General features: G+C 69.5%; 16 protein-coding genes. 8 read left to right on the forward strand and 8 right to left on the reverse strand.

Going from position 1 to position 14,566, the window contains the following annotated elements; all coding sequences use genetic code 11:
- Window positions 1-7: 7 nt before the first annotated feature.
- From I7X12_RS04755 to I7X12_RS04765, 3 genes are all read right to left on the reverse strand, one after another.
- The gene (locus I7X12_RS04755; RefSeq protein ID WP_198062722.1) at window positions 8-238 is read right to left on the reverse strand and encodes an Rdx family protein; all 231 of its coding nucleotides are present in this window, start codon (window positions 236-238) and stop codon (window positions 8-10) included.
- 524 nt (window positions 239-762) lie between these two features.
- On the reverse strand, window positions 763-1,443 hold the full coding sequence (locus I7X12_RS04760; protein ID WP_198062723.1) for a DUF7546 family protein: 681 nt from the start codon (window positions 1,441-1,443) through the stop codon (window positions 763-765).
- A gap of 3 nt (window positions 1,444-1,446) precedes the next feature.
- On the reverse strand, window positions 1,447-2,886 hold the full coding sequence (locus I7X12_RS04765; protein ID WP_198062724.1) for a heme o synthase: 1,440 nt from the start codon (window positions 2,884-2,886) through the stop codon (window positions 1,447-1,449).
- A gap of 251 nt (window positions 2,887-3,137) precedes the next feature.
- On the opposite strand from I7X12_RS04765, the gene coxB reads away from it, so the two are divergent.
- Together coxB and I7X12_RS04775 are read left to right on the forward strand one after the other, a co-directional pair.
- On the forward strand, window positions 3,138-3,917 hold the full coding sequence (gene coxB / locus I7X12_RS04770) for a cytochrome c oxidase subunit II (RefSeq protein ID WP_198062725.1): 780 nt from the start codon (window positions 3,138-3,140) through the stop codon (window positions 3,915-3,917).
- A gap of 129 nt (window positions 3,918-4,046) precedes the next feature.
- Entirely contained in the window at window positions 4,047-4,484 is a 438-nt protein-coding gene (locus tag I7X12_RS04775) for a MaoC family dehydratase (protein ID WP_198062726.1), read from the forward strand.
- Window positions 4,485-4,535: 51 nt separating this feature from the next.
- Here I7X12_RS04775 and I7X12_RS04780 read toward each other — a convergent pair whose 3' ends face one another.
- Window positions 4,536-4,811, reverse strand: coding sequence for a hypothetical protein (locus I7X12_RS04780; RefSeq protein WP_198062727.1), 276 nt, complete (start codon window positions 4,809-4,811; stop codon window positions 4,536-4,538).
- A 150-nt stretch (window positions 4,812-4,961) separates the two neighbouring features.
- Between I7X12_RS04780 and I7X12_RS04785 the strand changes: the two genes are divergently transcribed.
- Window positions 4,962-5,537: a response regulator transcription factor gene (locus I7X12_RS04785; protein ID WP_198062728.1), complete on the forward strand. Its 576-nt coding sequence runs from the start codon at window positions 4,962-4,964 to the stop codon at window positions 5,535-5,537.
- A gap of 50 nt (window positions 5,538-5,587) precedes the next feature.
- Here the strand turns inward: I7X12_RS04785 and I7X12_RS04790 are convergent, their stop codons facing one another.
- Window positions 5,588-6,061: a redoxin domain-containing protein gene (locus tag I7X12_RS04790; RefSeq protein WP_198062729.1), complete on the reverse strand. Its 474-nt coding sequence runs from the start codon at window positions 6,059-6,061 to the stop codon at window positions 5,588-5,590.
- 93 nt (window positions 6,062-6,154) lie between these two features.
- On the opposite strand from I7X12_RS04790, the gene I7X12_RS04795 reads away from it, so the two are divergent.
- Both I7X12_RS04795 and I7X12_RS04800 read left to right on the forward strand, forming a co-directional pair.
- Complete coding sequence (locus I7X12_RS04795; RefSeq protein WP_198062730.1) at window positions 6,155-6,931, forward strand: DUF7388 family protein; 777 nt, start codon at window positions 6,155-6,157, stop codon at window positions 6,929-6,931.
- Window positions 6,928-8,055: an NAD(P)/FAD-dependent oxidoreductase gene (locus I7X12_RS04800; protein ID WP_198062731.1), complete on the forward strand. Its 1,128-nt coding sequence runs from the start codon at window positions 6,928-6,930 to the stop codon at window positions 8,053-8,055. Before I7X12_RS04795 ends, I7X12_RS04800 begins: the two co-directional genes overlap by 4 nt.
- Before the next feature lie 42 nt (window positions 8,056-8,097).
- On the opposite strand, the gene I7X12_RS04805 is transcribed toward I7X12_RS04800, so the two are convergent.
- Window positions 8,098-8,613, reverse strand: a complete 516-nt coding sequence (locus I7X12_RS04805; protein WP_198062732.1) for an Hsp20/alpha crystallin family protein — start codon at window positions 8,611-8,613, stop codon at window positions 8,098-8,100.
- Window positions 8,614-8,706: 93 nt separating this feature from the next.
- Window positions 8,707-8,865: a DUF7559 family protein gene (locus tag I7X12_RS04810; RefSeq protein WP_198062733.1), complete on the reverse strand. Its 159-nt coding sequence runs from the start codon at window positions 8,863-8,865 to the stop codon at window positions 8,707-8,709.
- A gap of 111 nt (window positions 8,866-8,976) precedes the next feature.
- On the opposite strand from I7X12_RS04810, the gene I7X12_RS04815 reads away from it, so the two are divergent.
- Window positions 8,977-9,759, forward strand: a complete 783-nt coding sequence (locus I7X12_RS04815) for a DUF429 domain-containing protein (protein ID WP_198062734.1) — start codon at window positions 8,977-8,979, stop codon at window positions 9,757-9,759.
- Between the two features lie 48 nt (window positions 9,760-9,807).
- Here I7X12_RS04815 and I7X12_RS04820 read toward each other — a convergent pair whose 3' ends face one another.
- Window positions 9,808-11,223 carry a sensor histidine kinase gene (locus I7X12_RS04820; RefSeq protein ID WP_232343043.1) on the reverse strand — a complete coding sequence of 472 codons (1,416 nt, stop codon included), beginning with the start codon at window positions 11,221-11,223 and terminating at the stop codon, window positions 9,808-9,810.
- A 161-nt stretch (window positions 11,224-11,384) separates the two neighbouring features.
- Here I7X12_RS04820 and I7X12_RS04825 point away from each other — a divergent pair, with 161 nt between their 5' ends.
- Together I7X12_RS04825 and I7X12_RS04830 are read left to right on the forward strand one after the other, a co-directional pair.
- Window positions 11,385-13,280: an ABC transporter ATP-binding protein gene (locus tag I7X12_RS04825; protein WP_198062735.1), complete on the forward strand. Its 1,896-nt coding sequence runs from the start codon at window positions 11,385-11,387 to the stop codon at window positions 13,278-13,280.
- Window positions 13,281-13,371: 91 nt separating this feature from the next.
- Complete coding sequence (locus I7X12_RS04830; RefSeq protein ID WP_198062736.1) at window positions 13,372-14,472, forward strand: AI-2E family transporter; 1,101 nt, start codon at window positions 13,372-13,374, stop codon at window positions 14,470-14,472.
- The last annotated feature ends 94 nt before the right edge of the window (window positions 14,473-14,566 follow it).

The raw sequence follows: 14,566 nt of genomic DNA on the forward strand, positions 1-14,566 counted from the left end.
GTATCGATTATAATTCGGCGCGCACGTCGCGAACGACGGCGTCGATATCGAAGGTGTCGCGTTCCTTGTCGTAGACGACCTCGTCGCCGGCTTCGACGCGAAAGACGCCGTGGTCGCCCATCACGAGTTCGAAGCGGTCGATCTGAGCTTCCAGGCTCGTGAGGATCGCTTCCTGGGTGTCCAGCGCTCGCTCGCGGAAGCCGCAGGGGACACAGTAGGTCAGCGTGACTGTCGTCATGGGCCACCGTAGGCGGCTCTCGGCGATAAAGATGCGTGCGTGTCGGTTCGGGAGCGGTCGGTACAGGGTATGTACTGAGCGGTGTGGTTGGCGCGTGCTGTCGAGCGTGCCCGCCTCATGGCGGGCCGCTCGAAACAGTCGCGCGAGGGATGAGCACCGCACGCCGCAGGCGCGCGGAGCGCAATCGGCTGGGGAGGTGTGTGGCTGTCTGCGGTGCTGTGCGGAGCGGTTGGGGCCCCTGGCGGATTGAAAGGGCGAGGCGCGCTCGCGCCGTGAGTCGCCTGAGCGGGCACTATCCGCGCGGGTGGTGCGGAGAGCGCGGATATCCCGGTCAGCGACCGCGAGCGCGGCGAGGGCTTTCGTCGCTTGCTGTCGCGTGAGGTCGATCCGTTTCAAGACGAGCGCGTCGAGGGCTTTCGTCGCTTGCTGTCGTCAGAAAGTGCGGTCGCTGTCGCTCGACTTCGTTTCGCGACTCGTTCACCAGAAATCACTGCTCAACTCGCACGGAAACCGACCGGAACTACTCACTCCCGTCCGAACGGTCGCCAGACCAGCAGCGCCACGGTGGCGACGAAGACGACCGTCGAGAGGCCGTACGAGCCGGTCGAGACCGCCGCTGCGATGCCCGATCCGCTGCCGACGACGCCGGTGGCGATGGAGGCTAGCACCGGCCAGCTACAGGAGACACAGGAGAGCAAGCCGAGCACGCCCGTCACGGCCGACCCCGCGGCGTCGAGGACGGTGGCGTACACGAGGTACGCGAGAGTGAGATACCCGATCAGCTTGTAGGGGATCAACACGAGCGAAAGCCCCATGCCGTTGTAGGTGACGGCGGGCGCCCACCCAGGCGGCAGGCTCGTCAGCGCGACGCCGAGCCCGAGCGAGTCGTGGCCGGGGCCGACGAGCCCGCCGGTGTAGGCGAGGACGCCGAAGTAGCCGACGGCGAGGGCAGCGGCACCGGCGCGGTTACGGCCCGACGCGGACGCGACGTCGGTCCGCGCGACCGCCCAGATCGAGGCGTTGATCCAGACGAACGGGTAGACCCACAGGCGCACCCCGCTGGCCGAGAGCAACTCGGCCGAGCCGAGTGCGGCGTAGGCGAGCAGGAGGATGACCTCGGTGTTGAGGATCAACGCGCCCCACAGGAGCGTCTTGCGGGCGGGGCGAAACCGGTCTGTCAGGGAAGTGGTGTCGACGGTAGCCATGGGTCAGATCGCGAGTGCGTCGACGACGATTGCGATCAACAGCGTCCCGAGGTAGGCGTTAGAGGCGTGGAAGGCGCGGAACGCCGCCGACTCGGTGCGCTCGCGGTGCAGTCGGAGGACCGCCCAGAGGAAGACGCCGCCGAAGACGCAGGTCGTCGCCGCGTACACCCACCCCAGCGTCGTCAGCTCCGCCAGCGCGACCGCGCCGACAAGCGTCGCCGCCAGGTAGTAGAGGATGTGCTTGCGAGTGACCGCCTCGCCGCGGACGACGGGCATCATCGGGAACCCGCCTTTGGCGTAGTCTTCCTTGTACGCCAGCGCGAGATTGTAGAAGTGCGCCGGCGTCCAGAGGAAGATGACGCCCGCCAGCGCCGCACCGGGTAGGCCGACCTCACCGGTGACCGCGGCCCAACCGATCAGTGCCGGGAGCGCGCCGGCGAGGCCTCCGATGACCGTGTTCTGGACGGTGTTGGGTTTGAGCACGAGCGTGTAGACGACGCTGTAGAAGAGGATCGCCGAGAGGCCGAGCGCGGCCGCCAGGGGGTTCAGCTGGGCGAACACGGCCAGGGAGGCGACGGCCAGGGTCAGGCCGAACGCGACCGCCCGGCGGACCGGGATCTGGTGAGTCGCGATGGGGCGATCGGACGTGCGGTCCATCTTCTTGTCCTTCTCGCGTTCGAGGACGTGGTTGAAGGTTCCAGAGGCGCCGATGGCGAGGACGCCACCGCCCAGCGTCAGGACCACCGTCCCTACCGTCAGTTCCGGCGCCCCGGTCGAGGCCAGCGCCATCCCGGCGGCGGCGACGAGCGAGAGCAACCACATCAGCCGCGGCTTCATCAGCCGGAAGTACGCCGAGGCGGTGGCGGTCACGCGCGTCCGGAGCGGGAGGTCGGCGGGTGCCGTGGTCGGTTCGGCGGGCGCGGGCGCGTCGCTCTCGTCGGTGGCAGCCTCGTCTACCCCGGGTTCGACGGCCCATCCCTCCTCGGGTGCGTCGAGTGTCTCGGGCTCGAGTTCCCAGGCGAGTGCGACGACCAGAGCGGTGAACAGGACCATCCCGACGACCAGGTGGGCACCGGTCGGGAGCGCGGCCGCGCCGCCGGTGACGACGACCGCGCCGATGGCGACCTGCACGGGGAACAGGACGAGACCGAACGCGAGCGCCACGAGGACGCGCCCGCGGATCGCCGCGCGCTCGCGAACGGCAGCGACGGCCGTGGTGAGAGCGAGGACGCCCACGAGCAGGGCCGCGACGCGGTGACCCCAGGCGACGAGCAGTGCGGGGTCGGCGAGCGTGACCGGGCCGCGACAGACCGGCCACGACGAACACGCACGGGCGGCGTCGGCGACCGCCGCGGTGGCCCCGGCGGCGACGAGCAGGTAGACGCCCATCGCCGTCGCTGCGAGCAGGCTCGGGAACGACGGTCGGAGCGTGCGACTGAACATGAGGATCCGCTGTTACTCGCACTTTGGAGCGTTCGCACTTAGTGTTCGCGCTTCGCGACCGACGCGCGCCCGTGGACCACGGTCACGCTCCCACGGACCCCGCGAGACCGCGCCGAGAGGTCCGGACCGCGCCGGACCGTCCGAACGGGCCGGACACGCTCGGAAAGGGAGTCGTCGGGGGACGCTGGCGTCGTTCGAGCGCCGCGTCGGATTCAGCACGTTAATATGCGGACAATCCCAAGCCACGTTCAATGAAGGGTAAGCGCGTCGCACTCCTGACGCTGTTTGCGGCCGCCCTGGCAGCGGTGGCGATCGAGCCCGCCGCCGCCCAGTCGGCCGACACGACGACGGAACGGCTCATCTGGAACCTGAACAACCAGCTCATGTACATCGCCGTCCCGATCACCATCCTCGTGGAGGCGATCCTCTTCTACACGGTCTGGAAGTTCAGGAACAACGAGTCGCCGCTCCCGACCAAGGAGAACCGCCGCCTGGAGATCACCTGGACCGTCGCGACGGCCATCATCCTGCTGTTCGTCGGCGTCGCCTCCTACCAGGTGCTCGCCGACCCGTTCGTCACGGCCACGCCCGACACGGACCTCGATACCGTCACCGACGGCGAGGAGGAGGAGGCACTGGAGGTGCAGGTGACCGCCCAGAAGTACAACTGGCAGTTCTACTACCCCGAGTCGGACGTGACCAACGCCAACACGCTCGTTTTGCCGTCCGACAGACCGGTCCGGTTGAACATCACGTCGACCGACTGGCTGCACGCGTTCCACGTCCCCTCGATGGGCCTGAAACAGGACGCCTTCCCCGGCCAGTCGAACTACCTGATCACCGAGGCGACCGACACCGGTGAACACCAGCTCTACTGCGCCGAGTACTGCGGCGTCGGCCACTCCCAGATGCTCGGCACCGTCGAGGTCCGTAGCCAGGAGGACTTCGACAGCTGGCTCGCCGAGAACGGCGCCGCGGGCGATTCCGGCAACGCCACCGCCGGCAACGCGACCAGCGCGCTCGCGCCCTGACCCACGGAACGCCCCGTCGGGTTCGACACCGACCGTTCGCGACGCTCTCGATACCTTCCCGAACGCTTTCGAACCAGCCGCGCGCGCCGACTGGTGGGCTTTTCAGCCGGCCGCGCCTACGACCGCGCGATGGAGTATTTCGAAGATCTGACCGTCGGCGACACCGGCGAGTACGGCAGCTACGAGGTGACCGCCGCGGAGGTCACCGACTTCGCCGAGCGCTACGACCCCCAGCCGTTCCACACCGACCCCGAGGCGGCAGCTGACTCCCCGTTCGGCGGCCTGGTCGCCAGCGGCTGGCACACCGCCGCGATGACGATGCGACTGCTCGTCGAGGGGTTCCTCGCCGACGGGGCGACCCGCGGCGCACTGGGCGTCGACGAACTGCGCTGGCGCCGTCCCGTCAGGCCCGGCGACGAGCTCACCGTGAGGACCGAGGTCGTCGACACGGACGAGTGGGACGACGAATCGGGGGTCGTCTCGGTCCGGATCACGACCGAGGCCGACGGGGAGAGCGCCCTCTCGATGGTCGCGCTCGTGCTCTACGAACGGCGCACGTCGCCGTGACTCACGGCGAAGGGATCGGCGAGAACGGTCCGCAGGCCTGCCGAGTTCCGTTCAGTTACCGGCGACGAGCCCCGGCCCGGGTGCGCCCTCGCGTTCGGTGTAGGCGGCCAGGCGCCGTTCGCCGCGTTCGGTGATCCGGTAGACGACCTCCTCGGTCACTGGTTCGACGAGCCCGTCTTCGACCAGTCTGTCCATCCGCCGCTGGGCGTAGTCTGTCGGCATCCCGAGACGGTTCGCGACGAGCGCCAGGTACGTCGGCCGCTCCTCGACGAGGTGCTGAAGTATCGCTGCGTCCGCACGACGGAACCAGTCCGGATGCTGTGACATCGGTATCCCACCGTACCATGATACTTGTTCACACATAACGTTGTCGGCCACGGTGGCCGTGCCGGTGGTCGACGGTCGGTCACCGGGGGCTGGCTCGTCCGAGCGGGCCAACAGAGTCAAACGCGGGGAGTCCTCAGCGGTGGTAGAGCAGTGTCATCGAGCGTCGACGGTCGACCGACGGTTCTCGTCGTGGACGACGAGACGGAGGTAGCGGACGTGCTCGCGCTGAAGATCCGCGAGCGATACGAGACGCGGGTGGCGTACGGCGGGCGTGAGGCACTCGAATCGATGGACGAGACGGTCGACGCCGTCCTGCTGGACCGGCGGATGCCCGACGTCCACGGCGACGACGTGCTGGCGGAGATCCGTGACCGCGGGTACGACTGCGTCGTCGTGATGACGACCGCCGTCGACCCCCAGCTGAACATCCTGGAGATGGACTTCGACGACTACCTCTCCAAGCCCATCGAGACGGAGACGCTGCTGACCACGCTCGACCAGCAGCTCGACAGCCGGCGCTCGAGCGACCCGAAGCTGGAGGAGTTCTTCTCCGTCGTCTCGAAGCTCGAAGTGCTCGAATCGGAGCTGACACCCGCGGAGCTGGCCGACAGCGACGAGTACGAACGCCGCAAGCGCGAGGCCGAGGAACTCGGCCGCGAACTGCAGGAGTCACACCCGGACTTCGACGAGATCGTCGACACCTTCCGCGATATCGGCCGGAACTGAGTGGTGCGGCGAGCGCTCGGGTCCGGCGACTGCGACCTCGAACGGGGGCCCTACAACTCGTCGAGCGCCGTCCGTACCTCGTCCCAGCGGGGCTGGGTCGACGGGTCTTCGGCGGCCCAGGCGTACCGGACTCTCGTGTCGGCGTCGACCACGAAGACGGCGCGGTTGGACACGTCTCGGTGGCCGGCCAGCTCGTCGATGCGAACGCCGTAGCGCTCGCTGACGCCGCCGTCGCTGTCGGTCAACAGCGGAAACGGGATGTCGTACTCGCGGGCGAACGCCCGGTGGCTGAACGCGCTGTCCCGGGAGATCCCGAGGACCGTCACGTCCTCCCGCACGTCGAACCAGCCCAGGTTCTGGATCCCGCATAGCTCGTCGGTGCAGGCCGGGTGGAAATCGAACAGGTAGAACGCCAGGACGACGGGTCCCTCGCGGGTGTGTTCGGCGAGCATGTACTCGCGGACCACCTCGCCGTCCGTCCCGGGCAGGATGAAGTCGGGCGCCGCGTCTCCCGCTGTGAGCATCGTACTCCCCGGTTCGGAGTGGCGAGGCTTAAACGAACGGGGCGCGGACAAGCGATAGAGCTTTTCCCCGCCGGTCGATAGCGAACGAGTACGATGCTTCAGGGCGCGACGCTGGCGCAGGCAGGGATCGACGCGGCGGCTCTCAAACCCGCCGAGGTCGACGTCGAACGGGGCGCCGACCTCGCCGTGGACACGCTCGCGGTCGACTACGAGGGTCGCGAGCACCTGCCGTCGCCGGAGACGCTCTCGTCGCTGGCCGACGAGAAGACGGTCCGCGTCACCACGCCCGTCCGCGCCGACGGCTTCGACCCGCTCGGCGACCGCGACCTCGCCGAGTCGCTGCCCGAGTCGGTCCGACGGGTCCTCGTCGCCGGCCACTCCGCTTACCTCACGGAGGCCGAAGGTGAGCGAGCGGTCGCGCCCCGACTCCGCGAAGCAGCCGACCGCTCGCACGACCCGTGGGTCGGCACCGAGGGGATCGAGCGGATCGCGCTGGCCGTCGGCGGTACGCAGTTCGAACTGCTCGGGCCGGCCACCGACCGGCGCCTCCGCGCGCTCCGGGGAGCGGGCTACGAGGGCGAGATAGCCCTCTACGCCCCGACCGTCCTGACCGACGAGGAGGACGCCGTCCTCGACGCGCTGGGCGAGTACGCCGCCCGCCGCGCCCCCGTCCGCTCGGCGCTGCCCGACGACGCAGCCACCGACGCGGCCGCCGACGGGCGCGCCCGCGAGGTCCTGTCGCAGGCCGTCCGCGACTACGGCCTCGTCGGGGGCGCCGAGACGGTGGCCGACCGCGTCGACGAACTCCGCGAGGCGGGCGCCGACCGGATCGTCGGCTACCCCGCCCGCGGGCTCGACCCGTTCCTGTGACCCGCGTCGCCGTCGTCGGCGGCGGCGCTCTGGGAGTTACCGCCGCCCGCGACCTGGCCGCCCGCGGCGCCGACACCGTCCTCTACGAGCGCGACGACCTCGCGAGCGGCGCCTCCGGCCGCGCCGCCGGCATCGCCTACGACGCCTTCGCCGAGGACGTCGACGCTACCGTCGCCGCTCGCGCGGTCGAGCGGTTCCGGTCGCTGGCCAGCGAGGGCGCTATCGAGTTCGTCGAGCACCCGTACGTCTGGTTCGCCCGCGCCGGGGACGACCCCCGAGCCACCGCCGTCCGGGAGAGCGCACAGCGCATGCGCGCCAACGGCCGCGACGTGGAGACGCTCGACCCCGACGGATTCGCCGACCGGTTCCCGGCGCTCGCGAGCGTCGACGTGGCGACCGCGGCGCTCGCCCGCGACGCCGGCTACCTCGACCCCGCGACGTACGTCACCGCGATGGGCGAGCGCGCCGAGTCGGCCGGGGCGACCGTCGAGACGGGCACGCCCGTTCGACTCGCCGCCGACGGGACGGCCGTCGAGACGCCCGTGGGGACCGAACGGTTCGACGCCGTCCTCGTCGCCGCGGGCGCCCACACCAAGCGGCTGCTCGCCGGTATCGACACCCCGATTCCGATGAAACCCTACCGCGTGCAGGCGCTCGTCACCGAGCCACTCGACGACCACGAACGGGTTCCAACCTGCTACGACGCGACGGAGAGCCGCTACGCCCGCCCCCGCGAGGGCGGTCTGCTCGTCGGCGACGGCACCCAGGAGCGGGAGTTCGACCCCGACGACTACGACGAGGCCGCGGACGCCGAGTTCGAACGGGCGTCGCTGGCGTGGCTGTCCGAGGTCCGCTCGGAGCGGACGACCGACCCCGAAATCGCCCGCTCGTGGGCCGGCCTCTGTACCGCCACGCCGGACCGAGACCCGCTACTGGGAGAGGTCCGCGGCGGGCTGTACGTCGCGACCGGCTGGCACGGCCACGGTTTCATGCGCGCGCCGGCGCTGGGCGAGCGGGTCGCCGACGAGATCCTCGGTGGGGACGGGGTCGGCCCCTTCGACCCGACCCGCTTCGACGGCGACGAGGAGTTCTCGGTCGTCGAAGGGATGACCGTCGACGACTGAGACGGGGCCGCGACTGCGCGGCTACCGCTGGTCGTCGTTCGACTACTCCTCGTCGTCGGCGTCTTCGTCCTCGCTCTCGGACGCGTCGGCCTCGGCGTCCAGTTCGTCGGCGTCGGTCTCGTCGTGGACCTCGTCGACCTCGTCGGCTTCGAGCGCCTCGTCGACCTCGGAGTCGACGGGTTCGGCCTTCGGAACGCGCACTTCCAGCGTGCCGTTCTCACGCAGCGTCGCGGTGGCTGCATCGGCGTCGACGCGCGCCTCGGCGGGGAGTTCGACGTGGCCGTCCAGCGCCAGCCCGCGGCCGGGGTAGCGCATCTCGAAGCCCTCGTGGAATCCGCGGAACCGGTCGATACGGACCTCCACGAGCCCCGAGTCGAACTGCACCTGCACGTCCGACGACTGTGCGCCCGGTGCGTCGAACACCGCGAGGTAGGCGTCGTCGCTCTCCAGCAGGTCGACCGGGAGCGGGGTCCGTTCCTGGGCGCGGCCCATCGCCCGCCCGACGTTCTCCAGTACGGTGTTGCCCAGCGACTCGCCGATGTCACGCAACGTGTTCATATCCGTCGGTTAGTGCGGTACGGCCTTCAGGATTGTGCCCGCGGCCTCGGGACAGAAGAGAGTCGGCGACGGCCCGCGGACGCCCGCGGGCCGCTACAGTTCGATCGCTTCGAGGCAGTCGGTACCGCCACAGACCGGACAGGAAAGGTCGGAGACGCCGTGGTCGTCGGGCACGTCGTAGGTGTAGTGGTTCTCGAACATGTCGAGGAAACAGTCGTCGTCCGTACACTTGACCTCCTTCGTCGGTGGCATACCCGCCTGTTCGGACGGCCGACGGAAACTGTTTTCGACCACTCTCCGGCCCTCGTCCCGGCGGTTCCGAGAAGCCGAACCTTCATATCGAACGAGTGAGAGACGGGTGGTATGGGTTCGCGTGTTCTGGGCGTCGATTTCAGCGGTGCGGCGGACGCGGGGCGGTCGCTGTGGCTGACGGAGGCGCGGTCGACGGCGGACGGGTTGGTCGTCGACGACTGTTACAGCGCGGCCGACGAGTGGGGCGTCGACCGCGAGCGCGCCCACGCCGGCCTCGCCGAGCGGGCGACCGACTTCTCGGTCGTCGGGCTGGACTTCCCCTTTAGCCTCCCCCAGGCGTTGCTCGAGGAACACTGTGGCGGCGTCTGGACCGGCCTGGTCGAGTGGCTGACCGGCGACGGACCGGCGGATCCGGACAGCTTCGCTTCGACCTGTCGGTCGACCGCCCGCGCCCACACCGGGGACGGCACCGCGCAACTGCGTCGGGAGACCGACCTCCGGCGCGCGGCGCTGTGTCCATACGACTCGATCGTCCAGTACCAGACCTTCCACGGGATCCGCAACGTTCTCGCGAGGCTGGCCGACGACCCCGCGGCCACCGTCGCGCCGATGCAGTCGGATCCGGCACCCACCCGCGTGGTCGAGGTGTACCCCGCGGCCACCTTCGGCTGGCTCGGTCTCTACCGCGAGGGGTACAAGGGCGACCACCGCGACCGACGCGCGACCAACGTATCGGGTATCGAGGCCTGTAGCGTCGATATCGGCGACTTCCGCGACACCTACGAGGGGAGCCACGACGCGCTGGACAGCCTCGCCGCCGCGGTCTCGGCCGGTCGGGTGGGCGCCGACCCACCGCGCCACGGCCCCCGCGAAGAGGGCCACATCTACGTCTGAGCGGGCGACTCCCGCTCGCGCGACGGCACTCGGAGAGTCGGACGCCGCTCAGGCGTGTTTCGGTAGCGTGACGGTGAACACACAGCCGGTCGGGTCGTTGTCGGCCACTTCGATCTCGCCGCCGTACTGATCGACGAGCGTGTGGGCGAGGTACAGCCCGATGCCCGTCCCGGGGCTCTCGGGGCCCATCTCGCCCTTGCCGAAGATAGAGTCCTTCTGCGCGTCGGAGATCCCGGGACCGTTGTCGCCGAAACGGACGCTGACCTCGGTCGCCGACTCCGTCGCGGCGACGCTGACCCGCGGGTCGGTCGAGTCGTTGTGTCGGGCGGCGTTGCTCAGCAGGTTGCCGAACACCGACGAGAGCAGCTCGTTGGCCCTGACCGAGACCCGCGGGATCGGTCGATCGACCGCGATCGTCAGCTCGTCGTAGCGTCGGTCGGCCTTCTCGACTTCGTCGTCGAGGATCTGCCGGAGGTCGACCCCGGTCAGCGAGAACTCCGCGTCGCCGCCGATCGAGTCGACGAAGTCCCGGGCGATCGTCGTCAGTTCGTCGATGTGGTCGCAGGTCCCCTGGATGCGCTCGACGTACTCCCGCGCGTCCTCGTCGTCGACGTACCGGTCGATCCCGTCCGCCCAGGCCATCAGCAGCTGGATGTCGTTGTTGATATCGTGGCGGACCAGCCGGTTGATCACCGCGAGCTCGTCCGTCCGGTTCTCCAGTTCGCGCTCGCGGCGCTTCTGTCCGGTGATGTCGCGAGTGATGAGCTGGAAGGAGTCGGTCTCGCTGCCGACGCTGACCGGCGCGGCGACGTTGTGGAAGTGACGGACCCCGAAGCCGTCCTGGAACGTGACCGCCGACCCGGCCGTCAGCGCGCGCCGACCGTGTTCGATACGGCCGGCGGCGGTCTCCTTCGGGAGCACGTCCGAGAGGTGTTTGCCGACCAGCTCCGAGCGGGTCGTGTCGAACGACCGGGCGGCGGCCTCGTTGGCGGCCGCGATCGTCCCGTCGCGACCGACCTGCGTGATCTCGTCGGGCGTGTTGTTGACCAGCAGTTCGTACTTCTCGTTTGCCCGGCGCTGGGCGACGACGTTCTCGATGCGGTTGGCCAGCAGTTGCAACTGGCCCTCCTCGGCGATGTCGTCTTTCCGGAGGTAGTCGTCGACGCCCGCGCCGATCGCCCGGCTGGCCGTCCGTTCGTCGCCTTGCCCGGTGAGGAGGATGAACGGGAGCCCGTACTCCGCGTCGACGCGCTCGTACAGTTGTAGGCCGTTCAACCCGGGCATCTCGAAGTCGCTGACGACGCAGTCGACCGACCGGTCGGCGAGCGTCGAGAGCGCGTCCTCGCCGTCCTCGGCCTTCCACACCGAGATGTCCGCCGCCTCCCCCAACCGGTCGGAGACGATCGTGCGAAAGAAACCGCTGTCGTCGACGAGTAACACGTCGATCGACGACGTATCCATCATACGGACCCATTCGCGACCGGAGTGTTATAGCTGACTGCCGGATTTTCGCCCGCGATAATCGAAGGCGCTCGAGTCCCCCGACTCCGAGTGGGGCTCACCACCGAACCGGCGCCCTCGACCGCAAGCCCGGGATACTTGAGTCCGGAGCCGAACGCGGTCGTATGAGCGACGAGCACGGCGGGTTCGAGGGGGTCCGCGACAACCTCGACGGGAACCCGATGTGGCAACTGCTGGGGTACGCGACGGCGTACTGGCCGCGGTTGACCGTCGGGGTGTTGGCCTCGGTCCTGACGCGACTCGCGCGGCTGGTGCCGCCGATAATCGTCGGGACGGCCATCGACCGCGTCATCCGCAGCTCGGGCGAGCCCGGCCTGCTCACTACCGTCGGACTGCTACCCCAGGGGACCATCGAGGGGGAGGCCGCGCGGCTCGCGCTGCTCGAACGGCTGGTCGTCATCGCCGCGCTGGCCTATCTCGTGCGGTCGGTGACCCGGTTCGTCTCCCGGTACCTGTTGCAGTCGACCGCCCAGAAGGTCCAGCGGGACCTGCGCGACGACAGCTACGACCACATCCAGCGGCTGTCGATGGACTTCTTCGCGAACCACCAGACCGGCGGCATGATGTCGATCCTCAACAGCGACATCAACCGGTTAGAGGCGTTTCTCAACACCGAGTTCCGCCAGCTCATCAGGGTGGTCGCGACCGTCGGCGGCATCGGGGTCGTGCTCTACGTGGGCTACTCCGAGAAGCTCGCGCTGATCGCGCTGGCGCCGGTCCCGTTCATCGGGATCGCCTCGTGGTACTTCCTCAGCTGGATCGAGCCGCGGTACAAGTCGATCCGCGAGACGGTCTCGCGGCTCAACACTCGCCTGGAGAACAACCTCAGCGGCGCGCCGGTCATCAAGGCCTTCGACCGCTACGAGTTCGAACACGACCGGGTCGCCGACCAGAGCCAGACCTACCACGACGAGAAGGTCGGGGCGTTGCGCATCCGACGGGGCTTTTTCGCCGCCCTGCGGCTCGTGACGGGCGTCGTCTTCGTCGTCGCGCTGTACGTCGCCGGCCGCGACATCATCTCGGGGGCGCCCGGCGCGCTCTCGGCGGGGACCGTGGCTATCTTCTTCCTCTATCTCCGCCGGCTGTACTCCCCGATGCGCCGGGTCGGCAAGTCCGCCAACAAGTACCAGCTCGCCAAGTCCAGCGCCGAGCGGGTGTTCGGCCTGCTCGCCCAGGAGCCGACGGTCACCAGTCCGGAAGACCCCTACGAGCCGGCGTCGGTCGACGGCGCGGTCGCCTTCGAGGACGTGACCTTCGCCTACGACGACCAGCCGGTCGTCCGTGGCGTCGATCTCGACGTGGCGCCCGGCGACACGGTCGGCCTCGCGGGGCCGACCGGCGCGGGCAAGTCAACCCTCCTGAAGCTCGTCCCTCGCTTCCACGACCCCGACGAGGGGACCGTCCGGGTCGACGGGACGGACGTGCGCGAGTACGACCTCCAGACGCTGCGCGACCACGTCGCCGTCGTCGAACAGCAGCCCTATCTCTTCTCGGGGACCGTCGCCGAGAACGTCGCCTACGGTGACCGCGCGGTGCTCGACGGCGAGGGGGCGGACGAGGAGTCGGCCCGCCAGCGCGTCCGCGAGGCGGCCGACGCCGCCGAGGCGGGCGCGTTCATCGAGGATCTCCCGGATGGCTACGACACCCAGATCGGCGAGCGCGGCATCAAGCTCTCGGGCGGCCAGCGCCAGCGGGTCGCAATCGCCCGCGCGCTGCTGAACGACCCGGAGATCATCATCTTCGACGAGGCGACCTCCGACGTGGACACCGAGACCGAGGAGCGCATCCAGGAGAGCCTCGACCGACTCGTCGAGGACCGCACCGCGTTCGTCATCGCCCACCGGCTGTCGACCATCCGCGACGCCGACAGCATCGTCGTCATGGACGAGGGGGAAGTCGTCGAACGGGGGAGCCACGACGACCTGCTCGCCGACCGCGGCGACTACGCCGACCTCTGGTACGCCCAGGCCGACGAGGGGCCGGTCAGCGCCGACGACTGAGCGGGCGCGTGCGTCCCCGGTCGAGCGGCCGCCGGGACGTGGGAGCGCACCCATCACCAAACTAATATATCGGGCGGTTGAACCAGGGGGCATGTCAGACGGTCCCGAACCGCCGGCCTGGGTCGTCGAACAGCCGGGGCTGACCGCCGTGGCGCTGGTGAGCGTCGTCCTGGCGCTGTCGGTGCTCCTGCCGTACCTCCAGTTCGTCCTGTTCGGTGTCGTCCTCGCGTACATCCTCTATCCGCTCCAGCGACGCCTGGAGCAGTACGTCCGGCCGATGGCCGCGGCGATGGGCGTGGTCGTGGCCACGCTGGTCGTCGTCTTGCTCCCGCTGGTCTACGTCCTGACGATCGCCGTCCAGCAGTCGTTCGGGGTCGTCCGGGCGATCCGGCGCGGCGAGCTCGACGTGGAGACGGTCGAGCGGCTGTTCGAGTCGAACGGCTACGCGGTCGACCTGATCGCTCTATACGAGACCAACCAGGGCCGGATCGCCGCGGCCATCCGGGAGGTCACGAACGGCGCGGTCGACCTCGCCGGCAGCCTCCCGGGACTGTTCATCGGGCTGACGATCACGTTGTTCGTCCTGTTCGCGCTGCTGCGCGACGGCGAGCGCCTGCTCGCGTGGGTCGAGTGGGTGTTGCCGGTCCCCGACGAGGACCTGGCCGAACTCCGCGCCGGACTGGACGACCTCATGTGGGCCTCCGTCGTCGGGAACGTCGCCGTCGCGGCCATCCAGGCGGTGATGCTCGGCGTCGGCCTCTTCGTAGCCGGCGTCCCGGCGATCGTCTTCCTCACGGTCGCTACCTTCGTCCTGACACTGTTGCCGCTGGTCGGCGCGTTCGGCGTCTGGATCCCCGCGGCAGCGTATCTCGTCGCGGTCGGGCGCCCGCGGGCCGGCGCGGCGCTGGCCGTCTACGGCCTGTTCGTCACCTTCTCCGACTCGTATCTCCGCCCGGCGCTGATCGGCCAGACCGCCGCGTTCAACTCCGCGATCGTCATCGTCGGCATCTTCGGCGGGCTCGTCGCCTTCGGCGCCGTCGGGCTGTTTATCGGCCCGGTCGTCCTCGGCGGCGCGAAGCTCGCCCTGGACTGTTTCGCCAGCGAACACGCCGGGGAGTTGCCCGAGGAAGCGAGCGTCGAGCCCGCCGACAGCGAGACCGACGCCGCCGGGGGGAAGGCGGACGCAGGGTGAACACCGATCGCGGGACGTCCGCCGGCCACCGACGGGCAGTCGCGGAGAGCGAGCGAAAAACACTCTTTATACGCCTCGAGCGGGTATCGAGGGT

The organism is Halosimplex litoreum (assembly GCF_016065055.1).
Taxonomy (GTDB): domain Archaea; phylum Halobacteriota; class Halobacteria; order Halobacteriales; family Haloarculaceae; genus Halosimplex; species Halosimplex litoreum.